The following is a 23,101-nucleotide window of genomic DNA, read 5'->3' as shown; positions in this document are numbered from 1 at the left end:
TTAAAATTCATAACGTACAAAGGCCTCCATCGCCTCATACTCGGCCAGGCCCAGCTGATCATAACAATGCGCTGTTTCCCGGTTCCGGTCCCCTGCCCTGACCCAAAACTCACGGGCATCCTCGCCGGGGAAGACCGGCCTGTCTTTTTGCGACTGGTGCTTGAAAATAGCATTGCGCTTGCTGATTACTTGCTGCGGAGATAGAGGCACGGCCATCTCAATTTCATAGGTAGCAAATTCATGCCACGCGCCTCTATACAGCCATAGCCAGCAATCCCTAACCCAATCTTCGGTTTCTTTTAAACGGTTCAATGCAGCAAGCAGAATGTGAAAACATGCCACATGTGTTCCGTGCGGGTCGGCAAAATCGCCGGCTGCAAATATTTGATGCGGTTTTACCTGCTGTAACAGTTCTATCGTTAATTTTATATCTTCCTCACCTGCTGTATCTTTCCTGGTTTTGCCGGTTTCATAAAAAGGCAGCGCCATAAAATGAATATGATCATCCGGTAAGCCTGCATAACGCGCTGCGGATATAGCTTCGCTTTTGCGAATAAATCCTTTAACCTCACGTATTTCGACAGTGTCAATTTCGTTTGGTAACTTACCTGCAAAGAATTGACGCATATCGTTATAAATACCCGTCAGCTTATTATGATCATCCCCTATACTTTTATTAAAATCGATGGCAAACTCCATATAACGCAGTACATCGTCATCCCAAACCGCTGTGTTTCCCGAGGTTTGATAGGCTACATGCACCTCATGCCCCTGGTCAACCAAACGGATAAATGTGCCGCCCATTGATATAACATCATCATCCGGGTGCGGCGAAAATATGATCACTTTTTTAACCGGAGGCTCAGCCCTTTCCGGACGTTGCGAATCATCGGCATCCGGCTTGCCGCCGGGCCAGCCGGTAATGGTATGCTGCACCCGGTTAAAAATATCAATATTAATATTATAAACGGGGCCCTGCTGTACGGCCAGCTGCGCCATGCCATGATTGTTATAATCCTCTTCGGTAAGCTTTAGTATGGGTTTACCAAGCGTATCAGCCAGCCAAATAATTGCTTTCTTTTTAAGCCTGTTTATCCACTCACAATCTTTAACCAGCCAGGGGGTATCAAAACGGGTAAGTGCAGCTGCCGCGCCCTCATCTAAAACAATCTCTACATGGTCTGATAGCTGCAGATAAGTAGCCGGCACCATGCCGGATATCTCGCCTTCAACTGCCTTTTTAATAATATCAGCTTTCTTTTGGCTCCATGCCATCAAAATAATCTCGCGGGCTTTAAATATGGTGCCAATACCCATAGTGATCGCTTTATCGGGCACGTTCTCTTTACCGCCAAAATCCCGTGAAGCGTCGCTTCGGGTAAGGTCATCCAAAGTAACCAGGCGCGTGCCTGAATTGGGGGCAGAGCCCGGCTCATTAAAGCCGATATGCCCGGTACGGCCAATACCCAAAATTTGGATATCAATACCATCCAGGGCAGTAATTTTCTGCTCATACGCCAGGCAAAATTGGGCTATTTCGTTTTGTGGTAAAGTTCCATCCGGAATATGAATATTATCCTTATCAATATCTATATGGTTAAACAAATTCTCGTTCATAAAGGTCACATAGCTTTGCACGGCTGTCGGCTTCATGGGGTAATACTCGTCCAGGTTAAAGGTGATCACATTTTTAAAGCTTAAACCTTCTTCGCGATGCATACGCACTAACTCCGCATAAACACCAACAGGGGTTACCCCGGTAGCAAGACCAAGTACAGCAGGCTCACTATTTTCTTGTTTATTGATGATGATTTTGGCTATACGTTTAGCTACTTGTATAGATGCTGTATGCTGATCAGGATATACCGTTACGGTTAGTTTTTCGTAACGGGTTTCTTCTAATAGATTTAGTTTGGCCATAGTAATATAAGGCAATTAAAAGTTTAATGGTAAAATAACGGAGTTAAAAAAATCCCTGCCAAACGGCAGGGATCCAATCGATCAATCAACTATTGGGCATCCCACCAAACACGGGATGTCAAAAGATCGCCCCCGACTACAGCATTATGCGCTGCATTATAGTTGGCGGTGTTATTTCCGGCCTCGGTTAGCGGATAAGGGAACCGGCGCGGGATAGTACCACTGGTATTATTACCCGGATAATTTACAGGAGTTAAAACAGGAAAACCCGATCTTCTCCAGTTTGACCATGATTCATAAAAATCAAGCATCGTATTGGTAAGCGCCCAGTACTGGGTATTTATCATTTGTAAACCTGTAGCCGGTACATAAGGGTGAGCGGTTACATAAGCTTCAGCGCTTGCCGCAGTAACTGCTGCGGCGGGATCATATTCGCTTAAATAAGTCATCGCTGCTACTACGCCATCATGATAATGGGTTGCAGCGCTGCCGGCTATACCAAAACGTTCTGCAGCATCGGCCAGCAACAATTCAGACTCGGCATAAGTAAGTACGAAAGTTGGACCGTTTCTTTTTATTAAAGCGGGGCTTGGTGAGGAGTAATCTGTAAATGCCGTGTAGCTTGGGTCCTGGCGCACATCCTGGGCGGCTATACCGCTTAGGTCTTTACCATTAGGCATGCCTTTTTGTATTGCAGCGTTTGAGTTAGCGGCAGGATTTTGATCTTTAGTAACATCGGTTACATATAGATTAGTTACGGCCACTTTTGATAAACGCGGATCATTATTGGTCTTTAAATAATCAATAAAAGTTTTTGACCACCTGGTATAATAGTTTTCCTGGCCGCCATCGCCTAAAAGTATCTGGCTGTTACGGTTAACTGTAGTTCTGCCGCCTGTTGCATCACCCAGTAAGAAGGCATCATCTGCATTACTGGTCATGGTATTGCCAATTGCTTTTGCTACATAAGTTTTAGCCGTAGCCGGATCAACTTTGCTTAAACGCATAGCTACACGTAACAATAGAGTATTACCAAATTTTTTCCATTTGATAATGTCGCCATTATAGTATTTATCACCTGTTGGTTTATCAGCAGCAGGATCCAGTTGCGCGGTAGCATCTGCTATCTCCTTTAACAGGTCAGTATAAATAGCCTGTTGCTTATCATACACCGGGAAATAGGTTTTATTATAATAACCTACACCAGCTTGTGTGTATGGCACATCGCCATATAGGTCTGTAATACGTTCAAAAATAAGCGCCTTCATTATCCGGGCCATATTGTGCAGATTTTTATATTGTGCCTTACCTGTTGTTGATTGTACAACATCAACTATTGGCCTTACCTGTTCAGCATAAGCGCCGTCGCCCCCTGTTGGTGTAGTGCCAGAGAACCCCCAGTAAGCTGCAGTATAACCAGAGTTGAGTATATATTTATCGCCGGCCCAGTAACCAATAACAGTCGATAATCCCTGGATCATGGTGGAGCAATAAATTAAATTTGCCCTCCAGGTATCATAACTAAAATCTGTACTGCCTGAATAACCCAACTGGGCACTGGTTAGCAAATAATTAGGATCAAAAGTAGACTGATTATAGGTGGCCGGGTTCGTATTAATTTTTTCAAAATCCTTTCTGCAGCCCGTTGAAAAAATTATGCCCGCCAAAGCTAATAAAGCGTATTTAAATATCTTTTTCATCTTAATAAGATTAGTAGTGGTTAATATTAGAATTTAACATTAAGGTTCAAACCATAGGTCCTGGTTGCAGGTACACCACCCAGTTCAAGGCCTTGCGCGTTATAACTGTAATCAGATTCCGGATCAATGTTATCCGTTCTTTTTAGCAGGTAAAATAAATTACGTGCTACCAGGCTTATTGATGCTGATTTAACAGCGCCATGGAACAAATTTGCTGGTAAGCTATACCCAAGTGTTGCCTGGCGCAGTTTAATAAAGGTGGCATCCTGAACAAATAAGCCGGATACATTATTTGCAAGTGTTTGATAATAAGTAGCTGCCTGTGTCCCCAGTGCATCACGGTTAACCAATGTAGCCTGGTGCAGACCTAAGAAATAACCATAGTAATCTGTTGCAGAGAATAATTTTCCGCCAAACTTACCGTCGATCAGGAATGACAGGGTGAATTTCTTATAGGAGAATTCGTTGCTCCAGCCCGCAACCCATTTAGCATAGGCAGAGCCATAAGCTCTCAGGTCACCCTGTACCGGTACGTTATTTGCATCCTTAAGAATGTTGCCGCCGGCATCGCGCTTGTAATCAAAGGCCATAACCTGATTCACCGGCAGGCCCACAATATCCTGCGTAAAACCGTTGCCTGTACGTGAGGTAGCACCCGGCAATGAAGTTTGGCCGGCTGCTAAAGCAATAACCTTGTTATTATTGATGGATCCGTTAAGTGAGGTTGTCCAATAGATGCTGGTTGATTTAAGCGGCCTGCCGGATATTAACACCTCAATACCCCTGTTTTGTAATTTACCAATGTTTAGTATAGCACCTCCATAACCTGAAGTAATTGATGCCGGGGCAGCAACAATCTCATCTTTTGAATTTTTGTTATACCAGGTAACATCTAAACTTAAACGATCATTAAAGAAACGTAGTTCGGTACCAATTTCAAGCTCTGTCGCCAACGAGGCTACCAAACTGCTGTTGGGAACATTTACATTGGCAATTACACCAAGCGGGCTGCCGTTTAATGCTGAGTTAAAGTTATAACCCAGCTGGGTCTGATAAGGATTAGTAGCTTGCCCCACTTGTGCGAAGCCTGCACGCAGTTTACCAAAGCTTAACCAATCGTTATGTACAAATTCCGTGAATACAAATGATCCATTTACTGATGGGTAAAATTTATTTAAAGGATTACTTACTCCAGGACTTGCCAGCGTGGAATACCAGTCATTCCGTGCCGATGCGGTTAAGTATAAGTAGTTTTTATAAGCAAGCTCCAGGGTGCCATATAAAGATAGTACTTCCAGATCAGAAGGGGTATAAGCGGTAGGATTTACCTGGCCTATATTTGATATAACGTAAACGCCGGGAACAATAAAGTTATTACCGCCCATAAAAAACGACTCAGATTTTGTACGCCGGTAGCTTCCGCCGATATTAGGAGTTAACGTAAAATCCTGTATTTTGAATGTTTTTCCAAGTAACACATCGGTATTCAGATCAGAAAAATTAGTGGTGGTTTCCCCAAGCGTGCCCAATGGGCGATACGCAGTACCGGTAGGTACAACAGCGGTATAGCGGTCATTATAAGCATCTCTGCCGGCGCGTGCCTGTATAAAATAACCACTATCAAAACTATAACGTAAAGTAGCTGATGATATTAATCTTTCGCGATTAGTATTATTAATGAAGTTATTTGCAGCAAACCATGGGTTTGTTGCAAAAGTATTGCCGGAATAACTATACTCACTGCCATCTGCATTAATTGTTTTTTTCAAAACATTCACATCAACGCTGGTTGGCAATAAGGTAACGTTATAATTAGAGTTACCCGCCCCGTCACTTAAAAACGGCCTGTTATGCGCTTGTTCGAGTATATAATTATTACGCACATCAACCGTTAATTGCTTAGTAATATTATAGTTAGCCGTTAAGTTGAATGTTTGCCGGTTTAAGCCGGAATTAGGCGTAATGGCCCTGTTGGTCAGATCACTGGCCGAAAAACGAATCGATCCGCCGTCAAAACTCCTGTTTAAGGCAATGGTGTTTGTTGCCGTTCCGCCGGTGCGGTAAAAATTCTTTATATTATTTCGTTGTGCAATGTATGGCCGTGAAACGCCGTCAAATTGTATAACATTAGTTCCATCTAACCTTCCGCCCCAGCTTGACTGGCCCGATTGAAACGCTGTAGTAACATCGGCGGGTTTAATATTATTCGCACCCTGGCCATACACATATTGCCAGTTGGTTGAATTAATAACAGACTCGGCAACGTAGTTGGAGTTAAACTCAACGCTGTTGCCTTTACCGCTTTTAGTGGTGATCAAAATCACACCTGCTTTACCGCGATAACCATACAATGCAGAGGCTGCAGCTCCTTTTAATACGGATATGGTTTCAATATCGTCCGGGTTAAGATTACCAATGGCATCACCTAAATCGGGCTGGTTATCATATTGTGTACCCATAGCACTGTTTGGATTATTTTCCATAGGCACGCCATTAATTACATATAATGGCTGCGATGTTTGGGTTAAACTTGACACACCACGAATAATAACGTTTGATGATGACCCCGGACCACCGGCTGTACCGCTGACATTCAATCCGGCGACTTTGCCTTCTAAAGAGTTCATCAGGTTTGGCTCCCGTGCCTGGGTAAGCTCATCGCCTTTAAGTTCTGTGATAGAATAGCCTAATGCTTTTCTTTCTTTTTTAATACCTAAGGCGGTCACCACAACTTCGCTAAGTTGTTTAGAATCCTCATCCAGTAATATGCTCATTGGAGCCGGTGAGGTAATGGTAACTTCCTTTGTTATATAGCCAACATAACTAAATGCCAGGACATCACCAATGTTAGCATCTATGGTAAACTGCCCGTTTACATTAGTTAGCGTACCCATTTGTGTGCCTTTTAATAAAACAGTTACCCCAATAATCGGCTGCCCGCTTGCATCACGCACAGCACCACTTATTTTAATGGTGGCTTTTACTTCAGGGTTTGCTAAACTAAGTACAGGCATACTCCCTAAGCTTTGCGCGACACCTATAAAGTTACCAACCAGCTTAAATTGTAAACGGGTTTTTTCCTGCAGCTCGGTTAAAACTTCGGAAAGGGGTTGTTTGGTAATATGCAGGGTGAGTGCAGGTAATTTATTAATTACCTGGGCATCATAAACGAACGTTACATTCGCCTGTTGCTCAATACGTTTAAACACCTGTTTAACACTTGCATTTTCAACATTCAAGTTCATTTCCTGGGCACGTGTGCCCTTTGCTGCCAACATTGCGGTACAACATACTTGAATTCCAATAATAATTGTAGTAATGCGCATGCATTTTCGAAGTATAGGCAATAATTTGCCGTAAAAATTCTTCATATTTGTAATGGTTTAAAATTTAAATATTAAACTGAGCCTATGCTGTTTATGGGTATCAAACATGTTTACAGCCGGCTAATCTATTCCGGGGGCATTTTATGTTCCCGGTTTTTTCTTTCTTAGCTGCTAAGAAAGAAAATGCCTTATCTAACAACTACTGTACTGTCATTGGCCATTTTATAATTAAAGTGTTTAGTAAAACTTAATATTTCCATTATCGTATCAAGGCGCTGGTTGCCCAGTGTTATTGATATGCGCTCTTTTAAAAGGTCCTTATCCGCTACCGTTATTTTGGTATCATACTTTTTTTCTATCGCTTTAAATACACTGCCCAAATCTTCCTGGTCAAACACCAGCACGTTTTTACACCATAGGTTTACAACCGCTTCCCTGGTAACTGCCTTAACCACATGTTTAGTAGCTTTACTTAAAATAATTTCCTCTTTAGCTATCAGCATAATAGCTGGTTTGGCGGGCTCGCCAGGTATGGTAATACCCACTTTACCGGTAACCACGCTGACTTTGGTTGTCCCTTCGCGTTTATAAGCCCGAACATCAAACGAGGTGCCGATAACCGTTACATTTAAATTATTGGTTTTTAGTACAAAGGGATGATTATCAATATGCTTTATATCGAAAAAAGCACGGCCCTCCACCAATTCTACCTCGCGCACTTTGGCAGTAAAAGCTTTGGGATATTTAAATATAGAACCCGCGTTCAGCCAAACTTTTGATCCGTCTGCAAGTATGATTTGGATAACTTTGTTTGATGGTGCCTTAACAATTTGTTTTTCAACAGGCAAAGTTTGCTTATTATCTAACCGTAAAACAAAAAAACTAATTAATAAAATTGCCGCTACGGAAGCTGCCGGCCATAATAAAATGCGCCTTAGAGGATAATCTGGCTTTATTATTTTTGGCTGTGCTTCTTTATCAAACTGTATCTGTTTTTGCAGGTTTTTAAATATACGCTGCTTTACCTGCTCCTCTGTTTCGGGTAAACCGGTATCAACGATTTCCACCCAGCCCTTGCCGGCAGCGTCGTACCATTGATGAAGCCTTTCTTTTTCTGCTACGGATGCGGTACCTGCAAAATATTTTTGCGCCAGGCGCTTTAATTGGTTTGTGCTCATTTCTGACTTTTATAACCCTTATTTTATATTATAGAGTCAAGCCGGAGCAAAATACCCTCGGTACTAAATGATTTTTTTTGAAATTAAAGGAATGGATTTAGGAAAAAGACAAAATTATAGGGAGGTACTTAGAATAGCAGAGCCATGAAATTACTCAGGCTGGTTCTAATTATTTTTAAGGCTTTTGTCAAATGCGCTTCCGCAGTTTTCCGCGACATATTTAATTGCTCAGCGACATCAGCAAGCGACCTGTCCTGTAATTTATTATATTGAAATACCAGGCGGCATTTCTCGGGCAGTTTATTCGATAATCCGGTAATGATCTCCAGTAATATTTTGTTATCGACATTCATCTCGGATGTAGCCCCCACACCGGACATACCGGCTATATTTTCTTGTTTTTTGAGTTTTTTATCTTTGGAGATTAAACGATAGACCGCGTAGCGGGTCATAGCGGCTAAATAAGCCGCCAAAGATTTAATGGCCAGCGTCTCTCTTTTTTTCCACAAAATAAAAAATACGTCCTGAACTATCTCCTCGGCCGCCGCTGTATCTTTTAATAATTTGTGAGCCAGGTAATATAATTTATCCCAATACCGGTTATAAATCTCGGTAAAAGCCAATTCATTTCCATCCCGCAGCTGCCCTGCCAGTTGATCATCATCAAGTAAATGAAAAGCGCTCACAAGTTGTTAATTTTAAACGAATATAACATAAAATTAACGAACACGTATCACCGCTCTGCAAACTATTGGTATAGAAAGCAACTCTTACAATGTCAGTAAGCAGGTTCTTATCCTTTTTATGCTGCGATACGAATGACCACGGGCCGGCCGGGTAACCGCCTGCTCATATGCAGCTTAGGAATCATTGTTTATTGAACTATCGTGAAACTCTCAGATACATTATTAATTTCTCGAATATTTGATCGCTTAACATTTAAGCTACCATGGGCATCATTAGAGATGTATAGGCCATATCTGCCTTTTACACCAATTCCATAGTTTGAAATATTTATATTTTGCAGGGTAGTATTAGTTAATACACCGATTTGCCCATCACCGTTTTTAGCAATTACACTTAATCCGTTCGACAGGCTGTTATCAATATTTAAATTACGCATGTTAATACCGGCAATGCTGCGCTTGTCAACACATATCTCAACAGCGGCACGCCAGTCCCATTCATGATCAAAGCCGCCACTTGTTTTTATATCGCAGTTTTCAACAACCGTAGTACCGCTGAAATTATTATTGATGCTTTTGTCTTTACTTTCGGTTGGAAAGGTAGTGCTGATCAAAACAGCTGAACCCGGCGAAATATCAACAAATAAACAATTGCTTATTTTATTGCTTTCACCCCCGTAAATAGCTGCCCCATTGGCCAAAAATGGCAACTGAGCTGTACAATTGATTATCAGGTTTTGCCCCGGTGAAAAATTTTGTGCCTTAAATGTAGCAGGCCAGATAGCAAAGCAATCATCTCCTGTACCACGTGTGGTGCAGTTTTTTATAGTAGATTGGCTCATACCAACACAAAAATTTATACCATCGGCCATTGTATTCCGCATACGGCAATCGGTAATTTTTAAGTTTTGTGAATTTTCTACCCACATCCCTACTTTCGTATGTTCGATCCAAATTCGTGAAATAGTGGAGTTTGTTCCATAAGATCCCACAATACCATCATTGGGTTCATTGTCTTTTCTATAATTCAGTTTTCCAACAATAGCAAAGTCAGCCAAATGGATGTTACTGCCATCGCCTGTTAATCTTACCCGCCTGTTCATATTGGTATAAAGTGTTTCATCACCAGCCAGTGTGGAGTACCACATACCCGCACCCTGAATGGTTAAATTTGCCGGTAGAACGATGTCACCAGTAATTTTAAACGTTCCGGCAGGGATCCAGACACTCTTGCCGGTTTCTACAGCCTTAGCTATGCAGTTTTTAAGAGCTTGCGTATAGTCCGTTGTAAGGCCATTTTCCATAAAGGCTTTGTCAGTAATTGACAAGGAATTAACGGGCGCCTTTAATGGTGGTGCAATATCTTCAAGATTAACCAAATCAATTATGCTGTAACCAGCATCGTCTCCTTCCTGATCTTCCCGTTTTATGCTAATAAGGTCGCCTTTGCGAACTTTCAAATCCTTTATCCGGACTTCGTCATAAAAATGCCTGGGCACCCCCGCATCCGGGCTATTTGTAAAAGGATATTTTCCATATAGCCAAGCATAATTCGATCTGATTTTACAATTCTTAATAAGTTTTCCATTAGCGTATAGGCAAAGTGTGGAATTTGTACCGTTTCCATTCTTACTGTCAGGAAGACTGAAACGTATCACCATACTGTTAGCATTTGTATTGGATGTAAATTCAACAAATTGTCCTTTTGCGACCAGTTTTACACATTTTTGTCCTGACGATTCCGTTTCAACCTGGTATGGGCCGTATTTGGGGCCCATGATAGTTCCGGTTGTTTTCATATCTTCTGCCTCGTATGTTGTCCAGGGAATAGTAGCGCCACGCTTTTCCTGTGCCAGGCTTATAAATGTATTAAAAACCAAAATAATGATGATGCAATTAAATCTGTTACTCATAATTTTATTTTTTAAGCCGGGGTTATATACCGTTTCACTGTAATTAAACCTGAAAAAACATGCGCATATAACTGATCAGATTTTTTGATTCAACCTGGCCATTAAACGATCTATCAAAGAAAAGTGATAAATAAGGTAACTACTAATTCCAAAATCAAAATATAAATGGAGGCGAAGGGTTGTTTACTGTAACTATTTATAAAACATGAGTTTATATTTAATTCAATGTTGGTATAATATAAACCAAGTATAACCGGAAGTAAAAAATCAAAGCCATAGAGCCACTTTTATAGGTGGGTTGAATCAAAATTGATCAGTGACTTTTTTAAAAATCATGATCTGATCCCGTTAAATTCAATTAAATATTTTTTGAGCGAAAATATTAAGTACTTCCACAAGGATCAGGATAATGATCACTAATTCGAGCCTGTAACTGTTTCGATATTGCAACAGGTCCCTAAAAAGTTCGTAGTTATCTTTTATAATATTTAATCCTTCCTGTATATTCCTAAACCTTTCCTTCAAGTCAAAGGTCCGTTTAAGATCATTGTGGATTTTATTTAGATTTTCATCTTCCCATGTTTCGGGAGGAGAATCAAAAATATAGAGGTTTTCAGCGATCCGGTTTTTTAATATCAGTGTTCTACCTATATATTTTTTCAGGTTTATACCTGATAGATCAAGACGCCCCCTGGTTTCCAGTATCTGAGTATGGTAATTTGTTTCCTCCATCAGTTTGGTCGTTTGCTCGTGATAATAATCAAGTGCGACTGATTGTGAAACATTCAGCATTATTAAACGCAGCACTTCAATGTCTTCTCCTATAATCTCGATTGAATTGAAACCTATTTTGTTTTTAACTGAGTTCGTTTGTATCTTAAATTCCTCTTCAAAACTTTGATCAAATTTGTTTTTGCAATAAGAAGATATTAACCTTAAAAATTCAGAGATCTTGACTGCATCATAGTTTAAAAAACAAACAACTCCATATTTAAAAACATAAATATATTGGCCTTCATCTATTATGTAAAATAATTCATCGGTATCGCTAAAATACAAATCAGACTTAAAGGCAGATTTGAACATTTTTATATCAATACTGTCAGCTATCTGGTATGATAAAACTTGTTGTAACATATTTGGTTATTCTTGACTCATTTAATTACCACTTACAAATTAATAGCATTGAATAGTAAATGGAAAGGATATATAAGTGTTTTTATATTAAAACTACGCAAATACTTTATGATATAAAATACTTTATGATATAATTGTATAGCGGCTTTTATCAAATATACAATCTCAATCCCGGATCGTTATTAAATTAAAAAACCTCTCCAAATTTCTTTGAAGAGGTTTTCCGATTGGTATCACTGGTGTCGGGATGGCAGGATTCGAACCTGCGGCCTCCACATCCCAAATGTGGCGCGATACCGGGCTACGCTACATCCCGATTGGGATTGCAAAGGTAAGCTTTAAAATTACTGTTGCAAATATTTTTTAAAAGAACTTTGTACATGCTTTTTTGCTTGTTTTAAAGCTGTGAATAAACTTTACAGCCCATAAATCGCAATGCATAACCTAACTCATTGTGCAGCAATTATATGATATTTAAGCAACAATTATATGACATTAAAACATTTATTAAACTTCCATGTAAATTCACAGTCAATAACCAATATCCCAAAAACCTAATTATTAAAATAAAATGAAAAAACATCTTCCCCTGGCCATTTTAATGGTGTTTTGTTTTGCAAAAATATTTGCTCAATCAAAATTAAAAGAAGTACAAACTAACAGTTTATGGGCTGCTACTACTGTTAAAGTTGATGGTAACCTTACCGAATGGAAAAATGATTTCCAGGCCTATAATAAAAGCACCAAACTGTATTACACGCTGGCTAACGATGCAAAATACCTTTACCTGGTAATACAATCATCAGATGCTACTAACAACGCTAAAATTGCAGCAGGCGGTATAACCTTTACTATAAACACTGCTGATAAGAAAAAAGATAAAGATGCATTCACGCTTACTTATCCGGTAATAAACAGGGCAAATGGCCGTGGGCAGCGTGGACAAAGAGGCGGTGGATTTGGTGGTGGCAGAAATGGCGGAGTAGCGCTATCAGACTCGGCCATTAAAGCGGCTGCAGATTTACAGCATCAACAATTTATTGCTGCAAGCAAAGAAATAAAAGTTTTTGGATTTAAAGATATTACAGATTCACTTATTTCTATATATAACGAGTACAGCATAAAAGCTTCCATTGGTTATGATGTCCAGGGAAATTTTACTTACGAAATGGCTGTACCGCTTAAGGCATTAGAACTTTCGGCAGATGCGCCAAAGGAATTTGCTTATAATTTAAAGCTTAATGGTATACAAATAGCAGCAAGAAATAATGATGCTACACTTGGCGGCGACCGGGGCAACGCTGGCGGTAATGCAGCCGGCGGATTTGGTGGCGGTGGCGGTGGATTTGGTGGCGGCGGTGGTCGTGGAGGAAATGGTGGTGGTGGTGGCGGCGGTCGTGGAGGAAATGGCGGCGGCGGTAATGGCGGTGGCGGTAATGGCGGCGGTAGAAACAATATTGATTTCCAGGAGTTATCTGCGCCAACCGATTTTTGGGGGAAGTATACCTTAGCTAAACAATAATACAAGCTCCTGTTTACCTAACCTCGCAACTTACCTAAGCCCGCAACATGAAAAAAATATTTACCCTAACCATTTTGATAGCATTGTCATGCCAAATTTTCGGCCAGTCGGGCCAGGGCCGCAGAGCCGGCGGGGCTGGTACGCCAGCGATAGTGCCCCCGCCTGTAGCTTCACGTGAAGTGAGTGGTATTATTAAAGATGAAAGCGGGCAAATAGTTATTGGCGCATTAGTAACCTTGAAATCAAAAATAGATACCATCCGAACATCTACTAATGAGGATGGGATATTTATTATAAAAAATGTAAAATACAATGTTTTTAATATTACTGTATCAAGCATTGGCTCAATAACTTTTATAAAAAAATACAGTTATAGTGATGCCACAAAAAGAGTGGTTTTAGACCCCATAATACTTAAAACTAAGAGTAACGAGCTTAATGAGGTACAGATTAACGGCACACCAAGCATAACCTATAAAACCGATACCGTTGAATACCGTGCCAGTGATTATAAGGTACGTGAAAATGCAACACTTGATGAATTGTTAAAGAAAATGGAAGGGATGGAGGTTGGATCAGATGGAACATTAACCCACCAGGGCCAGCAGGTAATGCGGGCTAAACTTAATGGTAAAGAGTATGCAGGCGGTAATGTAGCACAAGCTATTCAAAACTTACCGGCTGATATAATTGAGAAGGTACAGATTGTTGACGATTATGGCGATCAGGCTGCCCGCACAGGCATAAAAGATGGCGATCCGCAAAAAATATTAAATATTACAACCAAACCAGACAAGTCTGTAGGTACTACCGGGCGCCTAACCGCACAGGCGGGTAATGATGACCGTTATAACGCGCAGCTTTTTGTACAACGCATAAACGCTAACCAGCAATTAGGTGTAATTGGCAACATAAGGAACACTGTAAATGGTGTAGCTTCAACAGGTGTACAGGGTGGCGCCACTAATGGCGGTGGTGGCGGTACGGGAGTTGGCGCAGGTGCCAGAGGTGGCGGCAGCCCGGGTACAACACAGGCAGGCTCGCCAACATTTAATTACCGCGATCAATGGAGCAAAGACATGCAGGTTAATTCCAGCTATGCTTATAATTTCAATAACAATAATTCTATTAATAATAGCTATGGCCAAAGATATACCACCTATGGCCCCAGCAATTTTATTAACCAAAATACCCGTCAAACTAATAGCAAAGGGCATCAGGTACATTTTGAAATGGAAGTTAACCTGGATAGCGCTAACTTTTTACAAATAACACCAAACTTTGGCTACACTAATTCAACATCTTCTTCCAATTCATTAACAGATAATGTAAACAATTACACCACAGGTTTTGAGCATTTGGTAGATAAAGGCATTAGCACTTCATTAAGTACTAATACTAACTATGGCCTTACTGCTTTTTTCCTGCATGTATTTAAAAAACCAAAAAGGAATTTTTCAATACAAGTAAGTGCATCCAATCAAAACTCTCAGTCAAATGGAGGTAGTAATAAAGATTACCGGCACTATGCTGATAGTACACTAAACGTTCTGACAAAAGATTCACTGGTGAATTTATTAACTGACAGAAGCAATAAAAATTCGACCTACCATACCACTGTAACATATGTTGAACCCATAAGCCTGCTTTCGCAAATTGAGTTTAGGGGTGATTTGAACCGGTCTAACAATAATTCACGGTCTGTACAGGATACCGTATTAGCTAATGGCCAGTTAAAGGAGCTTACCGCGTTGAGTAATATATATAATTATTCAACTACCCAGGAGCGGTTAACACTTAATTACAGGTTTAATGGTACTAAAGTTAACCTAACACTTGGTGCAACTGCCATACCTTATAATTTAAGCGGAACAAAGATTGACAATAGTACCAGTCTGAATACGACAACATCCCGCTCCAGTTTCAGGGTGATACCGGCATTTCGTTTTGCCTACACGTGGTCAAGAACAGAAAGGTTTCAATTAACCTATTCTGGTGCTAACAATGAGCCCAGCTTTAATGAAATTCAGCCATTTACTGATAGGTCATCGCCGCTTAACCCTATAGTTGGTAATCCGAATCTTAAACCTTCTTTTAACAATTCTATTAATGCTTCTTATAATAATTATATAGCAAACTCTAAAATTACCATTGCATTAAATTTAAATGCAACTACCATTGATAATGAAATAACTACAAATACGCTCCAGATACGGCAGCTTATTCAAGATAATACTGACCCCGCGAAAAGAGTTTATCAAAATATAAACGAGGTGCATTATGTTAACCTTAATGGGGCACAATCTGTAGTAGGCCGGTATACATTTGCCAAACAATTGGATGACCGCAGGTATAATCTTTCATTAAACGGAAATATAACCTATAGCTATACTCCTGCTATGAGCAATAATTTATTATACCACTCTACAGATTGGAGATTTGATGAACGTTTTGGCCCGAGGATTAACCCTACAGACAATATTGAGATCAACCCATATGTAGCTTATGATGTTGACAGGACATTTACCACAGCCCTTAATTCAAGGCCAACTTATTACAGAACAACCCAGTTAGCTGTTGATGGCAAGATGTATTTTTTAAAGACCTTCCAGATAAATTACAGTGCCCGAAAAATATTTGTTAGCGGTATAAGCAATAGCACAAATCCGTTAGTAATAAATACAGGTTTTCAAAAAGAATTCTTTAAGAAAAAGAACCTGGTATTTACATTTGATGTGTATGACCTGTTACATCAAAACAATTTTATACAGCAAACGGTAACTGCAACCGGGGTAACCAATACAGTATCAAATTCATTAAGCCGGTATTTCCTGGTTGGCCTAAGGCTTAACCTGCAACAATGGAGCGGCAGGCCTATGCGTAAAGGTAAAGAAATGCAGCGCAGAGGAGATGGTAGTTTTATTTATAACTAATAAACTTTTTTTAGGACGGGTCACAAAAAAAAGTGTTTCACATTAGGTGTTTCACCCTAAATTTGCAAAAATCGGTAAAACAGCATAAATTACTCATTGTAAAGTATTTATACTATTTTACCTAAAGCTTTTGTACTGTTTCAAAGTGTTTCACTCATTTTGTCAAACTATTAAATATCAATAAGTTAACCTAAAAGAGTGTTTCATGTGTTTCATTATTTTGTGAAACACTACATCATCTTTTTTAACGTAATAACCGTTGCTGTAAGAGAGGGGTTGGGTTTGATCGTGACGATGGTCTTTTCTAATTATTTCCCATTTCCTACAAGTGTGTTCCCTGCAACCGTGCTTTCTATCGCTTTGCCAATATCAATTCCTTTTTCGGTATTGTATTGGGCAACATTATTAGTAACTGTTATCTTCCTGAAGGCATCCAATAGCGTATCGAATTTAATACCGTTCTCATCATTACCCTCGGTTAAGTTTCCGGTTACTTTTATATTGTTGCTTTCTGTACACCTGATGCCTGATAGCTTATTCCGGGCAGCTTCATTATTGACGATAGCAACATCATTACAAAAAGACACATCAATGCCACTACCAAAAGTAGAGGTATCAAACCGGCTGCCGCTCACATCGATATTGCTTGAATGGGTAAGATGCAGGTTATGCAATAGCCCGCCACCGGGTATAACATTGGCACCGTTATCATTAAAACTGCAATCCTTTACCACTACACCGGCGGCACCACGTACTGATACACCATTCTTAGTACAATTCTGCACCGTTAAATGTTCGAAACGAATGTTATGCATCTGGTTATCATGATCTGCCTGAAACTCAATTCCTGCCCTTGGCGGCGCGCTCATGTACGATCGGTTCCTGCGGCTGGCGTTAGGATCAAACTCTACACCGGTAATTAACCCGCCCTCAAGTACAAGATCACGGATAGTAACATCATGCATATCTTTATCTAAATTCTCAATGGTTTTGCCATTGGTTTTAGGCGAGAGCATTAATATAGTTTCTCTACCCTCACCTGATAGGGTTACGCCACTTGGTATACGCAGTGATGCTTTTAAAACATGTACCCCTTTTGCCAAAACCACCCATTTACCTTTGCTCATACTTGCATTCAATGCCGCCTGTATTGAGTCGCCAGGGGCAACTATAATAGCTTCGGATATTGGTTGTGCAGTAACTGTGTTTAATGCACCTGCCTGTAATATTACATTATCGGGCACTTGTAGCACTATTAAATGATGTGGGGTTATTGCTTTGGATGGAGCCCGTACACTGGTTAATAAAGCAAATGAAGATTTATCCCGTGTTTTCTCTTTAATGATACGAGCCGTATAGGGCATATCTATTCCTTTAACCTGGTAATGCTGATAGATAGCCTCGTAAATATCTCTGAAATTTTGCCCCCGTTCCCTAACTGATATCAGTCCGTAAACCAGTACATCATCGCCCAACATGTATTTGGAGGAATACTCATACCCTAATGCCAGGCGGTTTCCGGCAGCGCCGTAAAAATCAAGGCCTTGTGTCCACGCTATTTGTGCGGCTTTTTCAAATTCGCCTATACCCAGTTGTACATGCCCCCAATCGCGCACAGTTTCCTGTATCTGCCCGCTTGGATAGATGTACTTGGTGATACCCGAATTATTAGGCCCGTGATAAAACCGTTCAACAGCACGGTTAAATATTTCATGATCATCTAAAAAAACGCCCATGCATAGCATGGAGTTGATCATGGAACCATCCCAGTTGCCGTTAGCTTCGGTGAAAAAGTCTTTTATGGTTGAATAATATGGCCCTATTATCATCCGCTTAAACTGCGCTACATCTTTTGGTTTCCAGCCCGAGTTGGTGTTTTTTAATATCTCGGCAGCATTTAAGAAATAGTAAGAGGTTAGACCCACATTTAGCTTGGCGTTGTTATCATCAAAATCCCATAATACTGGCGACCATGCGTTTAATATTTCAATAGCCTTATCAGCATAAGCCTTGTCACCTGTTATATACCATAACAGCGCGCAATTATAAGATATATCGGCACTGCGCGAAAGCTGCCCTCCGCCCTGGCTGTTAGCCCCATATGACCCAACCGAAATATGAGTAAAAGCCTGTGGTTTAAAACTTAGTGAGGTAGCGCTTTTTAGTCGGTCAAAAGCATCTTTATAAGGCTGTTCACCGGCAAGTACCATCTTCTTCATATAATCCAGGTCCTGGCGATTTTGCGCCATACCCGGATGTATAAAGGGTTTTTGCTGCGCATATAAAGCAACGCTTATAAACAGGCCAGCTAAAACAACTCCAAATGTTTTTTTCATAATTATGGACGATTAGCAGCCGACGTTCCAAAATTATAATTAGGCTTACTACCCATCGTCATAATCATTGTACCACCCTGCATCATTTGTTTATGGGTGATATAGCCGTTTTTATAATTCTTACCGTTAAGGGTAATGCTTTGAATATAAATGTTTTTATCGCTGTTATTTACTGCCTGTACAGTAAATGGCTTACCGGAGGTAGTCTGAATAGTTGCTTTGTTAACCACCGGGCTGCCAATAACATATTCGCCTGATGCCGGGAACACGGGGTAAAGCCCCATTGATGAAAACACATACCATGCAGACATTTGACCGCAATCCTCGTTCCCAATAATTCCATCCGGATTATTGGGATAAAAATTCTTCATGATATAACGGGCTTTCTCGGCAGTTTTCCATTGCTGGCCGCTAAAGCTGTACAGGTAACTGATATGGTGACTTGGTTCGTTACCATGGGCGTATTGACCAATTAAACCGGTTAAGTCTGCCAATTTCCCAGCTTCAGATGCGGGCGTTTTGGTTACAAATAAACTGTCGAGTTTATCATTAAATGCATTTTCGCCGCCTAATAATGTTATCAGGCCTTTTACGTCCTGTGGTACCAGCCAAAGATATTGCCAGCCATTACCCTCTGCATAATAATTCAAAGCTTTTGTAGGTGAATAACTTGCCGGAAATTTCCCATCCGCGGTTCTTCCCTTAAAAAACCCATCAGATGGATCATAATATAGTTTATAGTTTTGCGACCTTTTTAGAAAGTAATCATAATCATCCATTTTACCCATCGCTTTTGCCATCAATGCGGTACTTCCGTCGCCAATAGAATATTCCAATGCTTTACCAACAGAACGACTTTCTGATGAAGGGATAAACTCAAAGTTTTTTACATACTTTAAGCCCAACAGATCTAAATTGGCTGTGCTTTTTATATCATCAAATGCTCTTTGCGCGTCAAAACCTTTAATGCCTTTCAGGTATGCTTCGGCTACTACCTGCATGCTGCTTATACCCACCATGGTGCCTGTTTCGTTTCCATCCAGGTGCCATATAGGCAAGCGTCCCTGCTGATCATAAATGGCCAGCATGGAGTTGATCATATCACCGGTTCTTTTAGGTTGCGTTAAAATGTAAAGAGGATTTGCCGCACGATAAGTGTCCCACAAAGAAAATATGGAATAGTTAGTAAAAGGAACGTTGGTATATACTTTTTTATCGGTACCACGATAGTCGCCATTATGGTCATTAAACATAGCCGGGTCAATCATCGTATGAAATAGGGAAGTATAGAATATGCGCTTATCAGATAAACTCCTGGTTTCAACACTCAGGGTTGATAGTTCTTTGTTCCATTTAGCATTTGCTTGTTTTACTACACTTTCAAAATCCCAGCCGGGTATTTCAGCTTTAATATTATCTAACGCGTTCTCCGGGCTAACAGGCGATATGCCAACCTTTAACATCACTGTTGCAGGCGCCTTTTCAAAGCTAATCAAGCCTTTTATTGCATCAGCTGTACCGTCTGTACCGTCCATTAATTGGGTATCACTATATACATTGAACTTAGTGAGCGGCACTGATGATTTGATGGCAAAAAATATCCACCTATCTTTTGCCCAGCCTTTTGATTTGCGGCGGCCCACTAATGTATATGGATCTAACTGTTTAATGTTACAATCGAAAGATTTAGAGTTAATGCCCGTTTTCAAATCAATTATAATATGCCCTTCTTTTCCTGCCGGGAAATGGTAGCGGTGAAAAGCTACCCTTTCGGTTGCAGTAAGTTCCACATCAACGTCGTAATTAAGTAGTTTTACTGAATAATAACCAGGCTTCACTTTTTCATATTTGTGCGAATAGCGTGATGAATAGGAATCATCAGATACCTGCTCCACGCCTGCCGTTCCGTTTACTACTACCGTATTGGCAGTTGCGGGCGTTTTCACTACGTTTATACCTTCGCTCAGCCGTACGCGACCGGTATAAGGCATGATCAGTATATCAGCCAGGTCGCCAATGCCTGTACCACTAAGGTGGGTTTGGGCAAAGCCTATCATCAGGCTATCGGCATAGTTATAACCCGAACACCAATCCCAGCCCTTATAATGATTATCCGGGCCAACCTGCACAGCGCCAAAAGGCACACTTGCACCAACAAACACATGGCCGTGGCCCCCTGCCCCTATCATTGGGTCAACAAATGAAGTTAAACCTGGAACTGCCTTTGCCTTTTTTTGCGCATTTACAATATTTAAATTGATAAATAGCATTATGCAAATACTTAAAATGCTAAAGGCAATTTGTTTTTTTAAAAGTTTCATGTTTGGTTTATTATAATTGGTTATAGTTAGTTTATTTTTTCGTTTGTTTTTTAAGCCATAATGTTAGCTCCTTTGCTGCAATATCGTTTTGATAGATTGCGGTTAACCGTCCGTTCACGTATTCATTATACAACCAGGGATCGCCAACGGCAAATACTACCCCCTTGCCATATTTTACTGTCGCGGCTATTACAGAAGCTCCATCAGCCGATTTGAAAACGGCTTTTGCTGCCGGATCATTTAAACTAATGCTGCATACATCTTTCAAAAATATTTTCGGATTTGATTTAAATATCGCGTTATCAACATACATGGCTTCGCCATCCTTGAAATGATCATCATCAATAACGTGATTTGGCAAATCGTTATTAAAATGAAGGCCGAACTTTGCGGCCAATGTATTAAAATGCGGTAATTCTACATTGGCACTGTCATTCGCCATTAAAACCAACACGCCGCCTGCTTTTACCCAAAGTGCTATTTGCTCTGCATCATTTGCCTTAATATAATTGGGATTGGCGGTTTCCTTTTTAGTGTCAGGATCAACAATAATATAAACGCTGCTGTTACGCAGGTTTGCCAAAGTGGGTGCTTTATCCAGCGTATCCAATATAAGGCCATTTGCTTTAAACATTGCCCCCCATTTAGAAAAGCCTGTATTTTGCTCATCGTCCCATAAGTAATGGAAGCGTTTTATACCATCTTTGGTTTTGTGAGTTTCATGGTTAAAGTAATAATCAAGCGTTACAATTTGCGCGTGTGCAGCCGGTGTAATTTTTAATAAAATTATTAACGCGCAAACAAAAAATCTATTCATAATAATTTTGATTAACTATTATTTAAACGATTAATAAAAGGTTATAAAAATTGGCTGATAACCATGCCGGTTATCTTATTTATCAAAACTATCAGGATTAGTTCATTTTTTACTATTCCACATGATTTTATTTACGAAATCGTTATCGGATATTACCATCAACCAATAAGTAATAACTTATTGATTATTAATAGATTAAACTAAATATTAACGATTATACTATTTTTTTGCGGTAGAATCCCTTAAAAATAGCTGTGTAGGTAACACAATTGTTTCAAAATCAGTAACAGGGCGCTTAGTTTTAATTAAGCTGATAAGCATTTTAGTGGCTTCCTGCCCCATTTCAAAACCGGGCTGGTAAACGGTAGATAATGAAGGATTTAAAACATCGGCAAGTACGGTATTGGTAAAGCCAAGCAGAGCAATATCCTGCGGAATTTTTATTTTTAGCTGATGCAGCAAACCTAAGGTTACAGTTGTTATCCTGTCAAATGCGGTAAATATTGCATCGGGCTTTACAGGGTTAGTTAACAATTCATTCAGTATACCTTTAATTTCGTTTTGATCTCTGCCGCCAAGCACACAATATTTAATAAGTTGCTCATTTATGGCGATACCATTATCTGTTAATGCCTGCGTGTAACCTGATAATCTTTCGCGGGTAACATAGGTATTGGCTGTACTGGTAATGTGCGCGATATTTTTATAACCTGATCTGATTAAATGAACAGTAGCCTCATATGCGCCTTTAAAATTATCTACAATAACCTTGTGCGTATCCATCTCATCACTCACCCTGTCAAAAAACACAATAGGCAGTCCCTGTTCTTGTAGCTTTTGTAAATGCTCAATATTTTGGGTTTCTGTTGATAAGGATATAAGCAAACCATCAACCGACCGGTGTGCCAGGTGGGTTACATTTTTAACCTCCAGATCATAAGATTCATGGGTTTGAGTAAAAATAACATTGTAGCCTTCCTGGTAAGCAATAGATTCGATGCCGTTTATTACTTGCGAAAAAAAGTGATTATCTATATTAGCAACAACAATACCAATGGAATTACTGTGCCCATGTTTTAAACTTTGGGCAATCAGGTTAGGGCGATAATTGTTTGCCTCCGCGTATTCAAGAACCAGCTTTTTTGTTTTTTCGCTAATCTCATAGCTATTACTTAATGCCTTTGATACTGTAGATGCTGAAAGATTCAGCGCCTTTGCAATATCATTCATTGTAATAGCTTTAAAATTCATAGACGATTTGTATTATGCAGTTAACTCCTGCTAAAATACATATTTTAATTTTGATGAGATA

Annotated in this window: 13 protein-coding genes and 1 tRNA gene; 2 read left to right on the top strand and 12 right to left on the bottom strand. The window is 40.0% G+C overall.

Annotated features, from left to right (window positions below):
- The 8 genes from nagB to JWR23_RS06640 all read right to left on the bottom strand — a co-directional run bounded on the left by nagB (nucleotide 1) and on the right by JWR23_RS06640 (nucleotide 12,176).
- Entirely contained in the window at nucleotides 1–1,920 is a 1,920-nt protein-coding gene (gene nagB / locus JWR23_RS06675) for a glucosamine-6-phosphate deaminase (RefSeq protein ID WP_299514546.1), read from the bottom strand.
- Between the two features lie 89 nt (nucleotides 1,921–2,009).
- Entirely contained in the window at nucleotides 2,010–3,620 is a 1,611-nt protein-coding gene (locus tag JWR23_RS06670; protein ID WP_299514543.1) for a SusD/RagB family nutrient-binding outer membrane lipoprotein, read from the bottom strand.
- 26 nt (nucleotides 3,621–3,646) lie between these two features.
- Nucleotides 3,647–6,991, bottom strand: coding sequence for a SusC/RagA family TonB-linked outer membrane protein (locus JWR23_RS06665; RefSeq protein ID WP_299514540.1), 3,345 nt, complete (start codon nucleotides 6,989–6,991; stop codon nucleotides 3,647–3,649).
- A 143-nt stretch (nucleotides 6,992–7,134) separates the two neighbouring features.
- On the bottom strand, nucleotides 7,135–8,124 hold the full coding sequence (locus JWR23_RS06660) for a FecR family protein (RefSeq protein WP_299514538.1): 990 nt from the start codon (nucleotides 8,122–8,124) through the stop codon (nucleotides 7,135–7,137).
- 128 nt (nucleotides 8,125–8,252) lie between these two features.
- Complete coding sequence (locus JWR23_RS06655) at nucleotides 8,253–8,810, bottom strand: sigma-70 family RNA polymerase sigma factor (RefSeq protein WP_299514535.1); 558 nt, start codon at nucleotides 8,808–8,810, stop codon at nucleotides 8,253–8,255.
- Nucleotides 8,811–8,998: 188 nt separating this feature from the next.
- Nucleotides 8,999–10,723: a glycosyl hydrolase family 28-related protein gene (locus JWR23_RS06650; protein WP_299514532.1), complete on the bottom strand. Its 1,725-nt coding sequence runs from the start codon at nucleotides 10,721–10,723 to the stop codon at nucleotides 8,999–9,001.
- 354 nt (nucleotides 10,724–11,077) lie between these two features.
- Entirely contained in the window at nucleotides 11,078–11,860 is a 783-nt protein-coding gene (locus tag JWR23_RS06645; protein ID WP_299514529.1) for an RMD1 family protein, read from the bottom strand.
- 242 nt (nucleotides 11,861–12,102) lie between these two features.
- A tRNA-Pro gene (locus JWR23_RS06640) sits at nucleotides 12,103–12,176 on the bottom strand.
- A gap of 255 nt (nucleotides 12,177–12,431) precedes the next feature.
- Here JWR23_RS06640 and JWR23_RS06635 point away from each other — a divergent pair.
- Together JWR23_RS06635 and JWR23_RS06630 are read left to right on the top strand one after the other, a co-directional pair.
- Nucleotides 12,432–13,382, top strand: a complete 951-nt coding sequence (locus JWR23_RS06635; RefSeq protein ID WP_299514526.1) for a hypothetical protein — start codon at nucleotides 12,432–12,434, stop codon at nucleotides 13,380–13,382.
- Between the two features lie 47 nt (nucleotides 13,383–13,429).
- The gene (locus tag JWR23_RS06630) at nucleotides 13,430–16,315 is read left to right on the top strand and encodes an outer membrane beta-barrel protein (protein ID WP_299514523.1); all 2,886 of its coding nucleotides are present in this window, start codon (nucleotides 13,430–13,432) and stop codon (nucleotides 16,313–16,315) included.
- Nucleotides 16,316–16,623: 308 nt separating this feature from the next.
- On the opposite strand, the gene JWR23_RS06625 is transcribed toward JWR23_RS06630, so the two are convergent.
- The 4 genes from JWR23_RS06625 to JWR23_RS06610 all read right to left on the bottom strand — a co-directional run bounded on the left by JWR23_RS06625 (nucleotide 16,624) and on the right by JWR23_RS06610 (nucleotide 23,019).
- On the bottom strand, nucleotides 16,624–18,651 hold the full coding sequence (locus JWR23_RS06625; protein WP_299514521.1) for an alginate lyase family protein: 2,028 nt from the start codon (nucleotides 18,649–18,651) through the stop codon (nucleotides 16,624–16,626).
- 2 nt (nucleotides 18,652–18,653) lie between these two features.
- Entirely contained in the window at nucleotides 18,654–20,972 is a 2,319-nt protein-coding gene (locus JWR23_RS06620) for a GH92 family glycosyl hydrolase (RefSeq protein WP_299514519.1), read from the bottom strand.
- Nucleotides 20,973–21,003: 31 nt separating this feature from the next.
- Nucleotides 21,004–21,789: a hypothetical protein gene (locus tag JWR23_RS06615; protein WP_299514517.1), complete on the bottom strand. Its 786-nt coding sequence runs from the start codon at nucleotides 21,787–21,789 to the stop codon at nucleotides 21,004–21,006.
- A gap of 219 nt (nucleotides 21,790–22,008) precedes the next feature.
- The gene (locus tag JWR23_RS06610) at nucleotides 22,009–23,019 is read right to left on the bottom strand and encodes a LacI family DNA-binding transcriptional regulator (protein ID WP_299514514.1); all 1,011 of its coding nucleotides are present in this window, start codon (nucleotides 23,017–23,019) and stop codon (nucleotides 22,009–22,011) included.
- Between the last annotated feature and the right edge of the window lie 82 nt (nucleotides 23,020–23,101).

Source organism: Mucilaginibacter sp. (genome assembly GCF_028288205.1).
Taxonomy (GTDB): domain Bacteria; phylum Bacteroidota; class Bacteroidia; order Sphingobacteriales; family Sphingobacteriaceae; genus Mucilaginibacter.
Note: the sequence above shows the minus strand (reverse complement) of the source record. Positions and strands in the feature narration are given on the sequence as shown.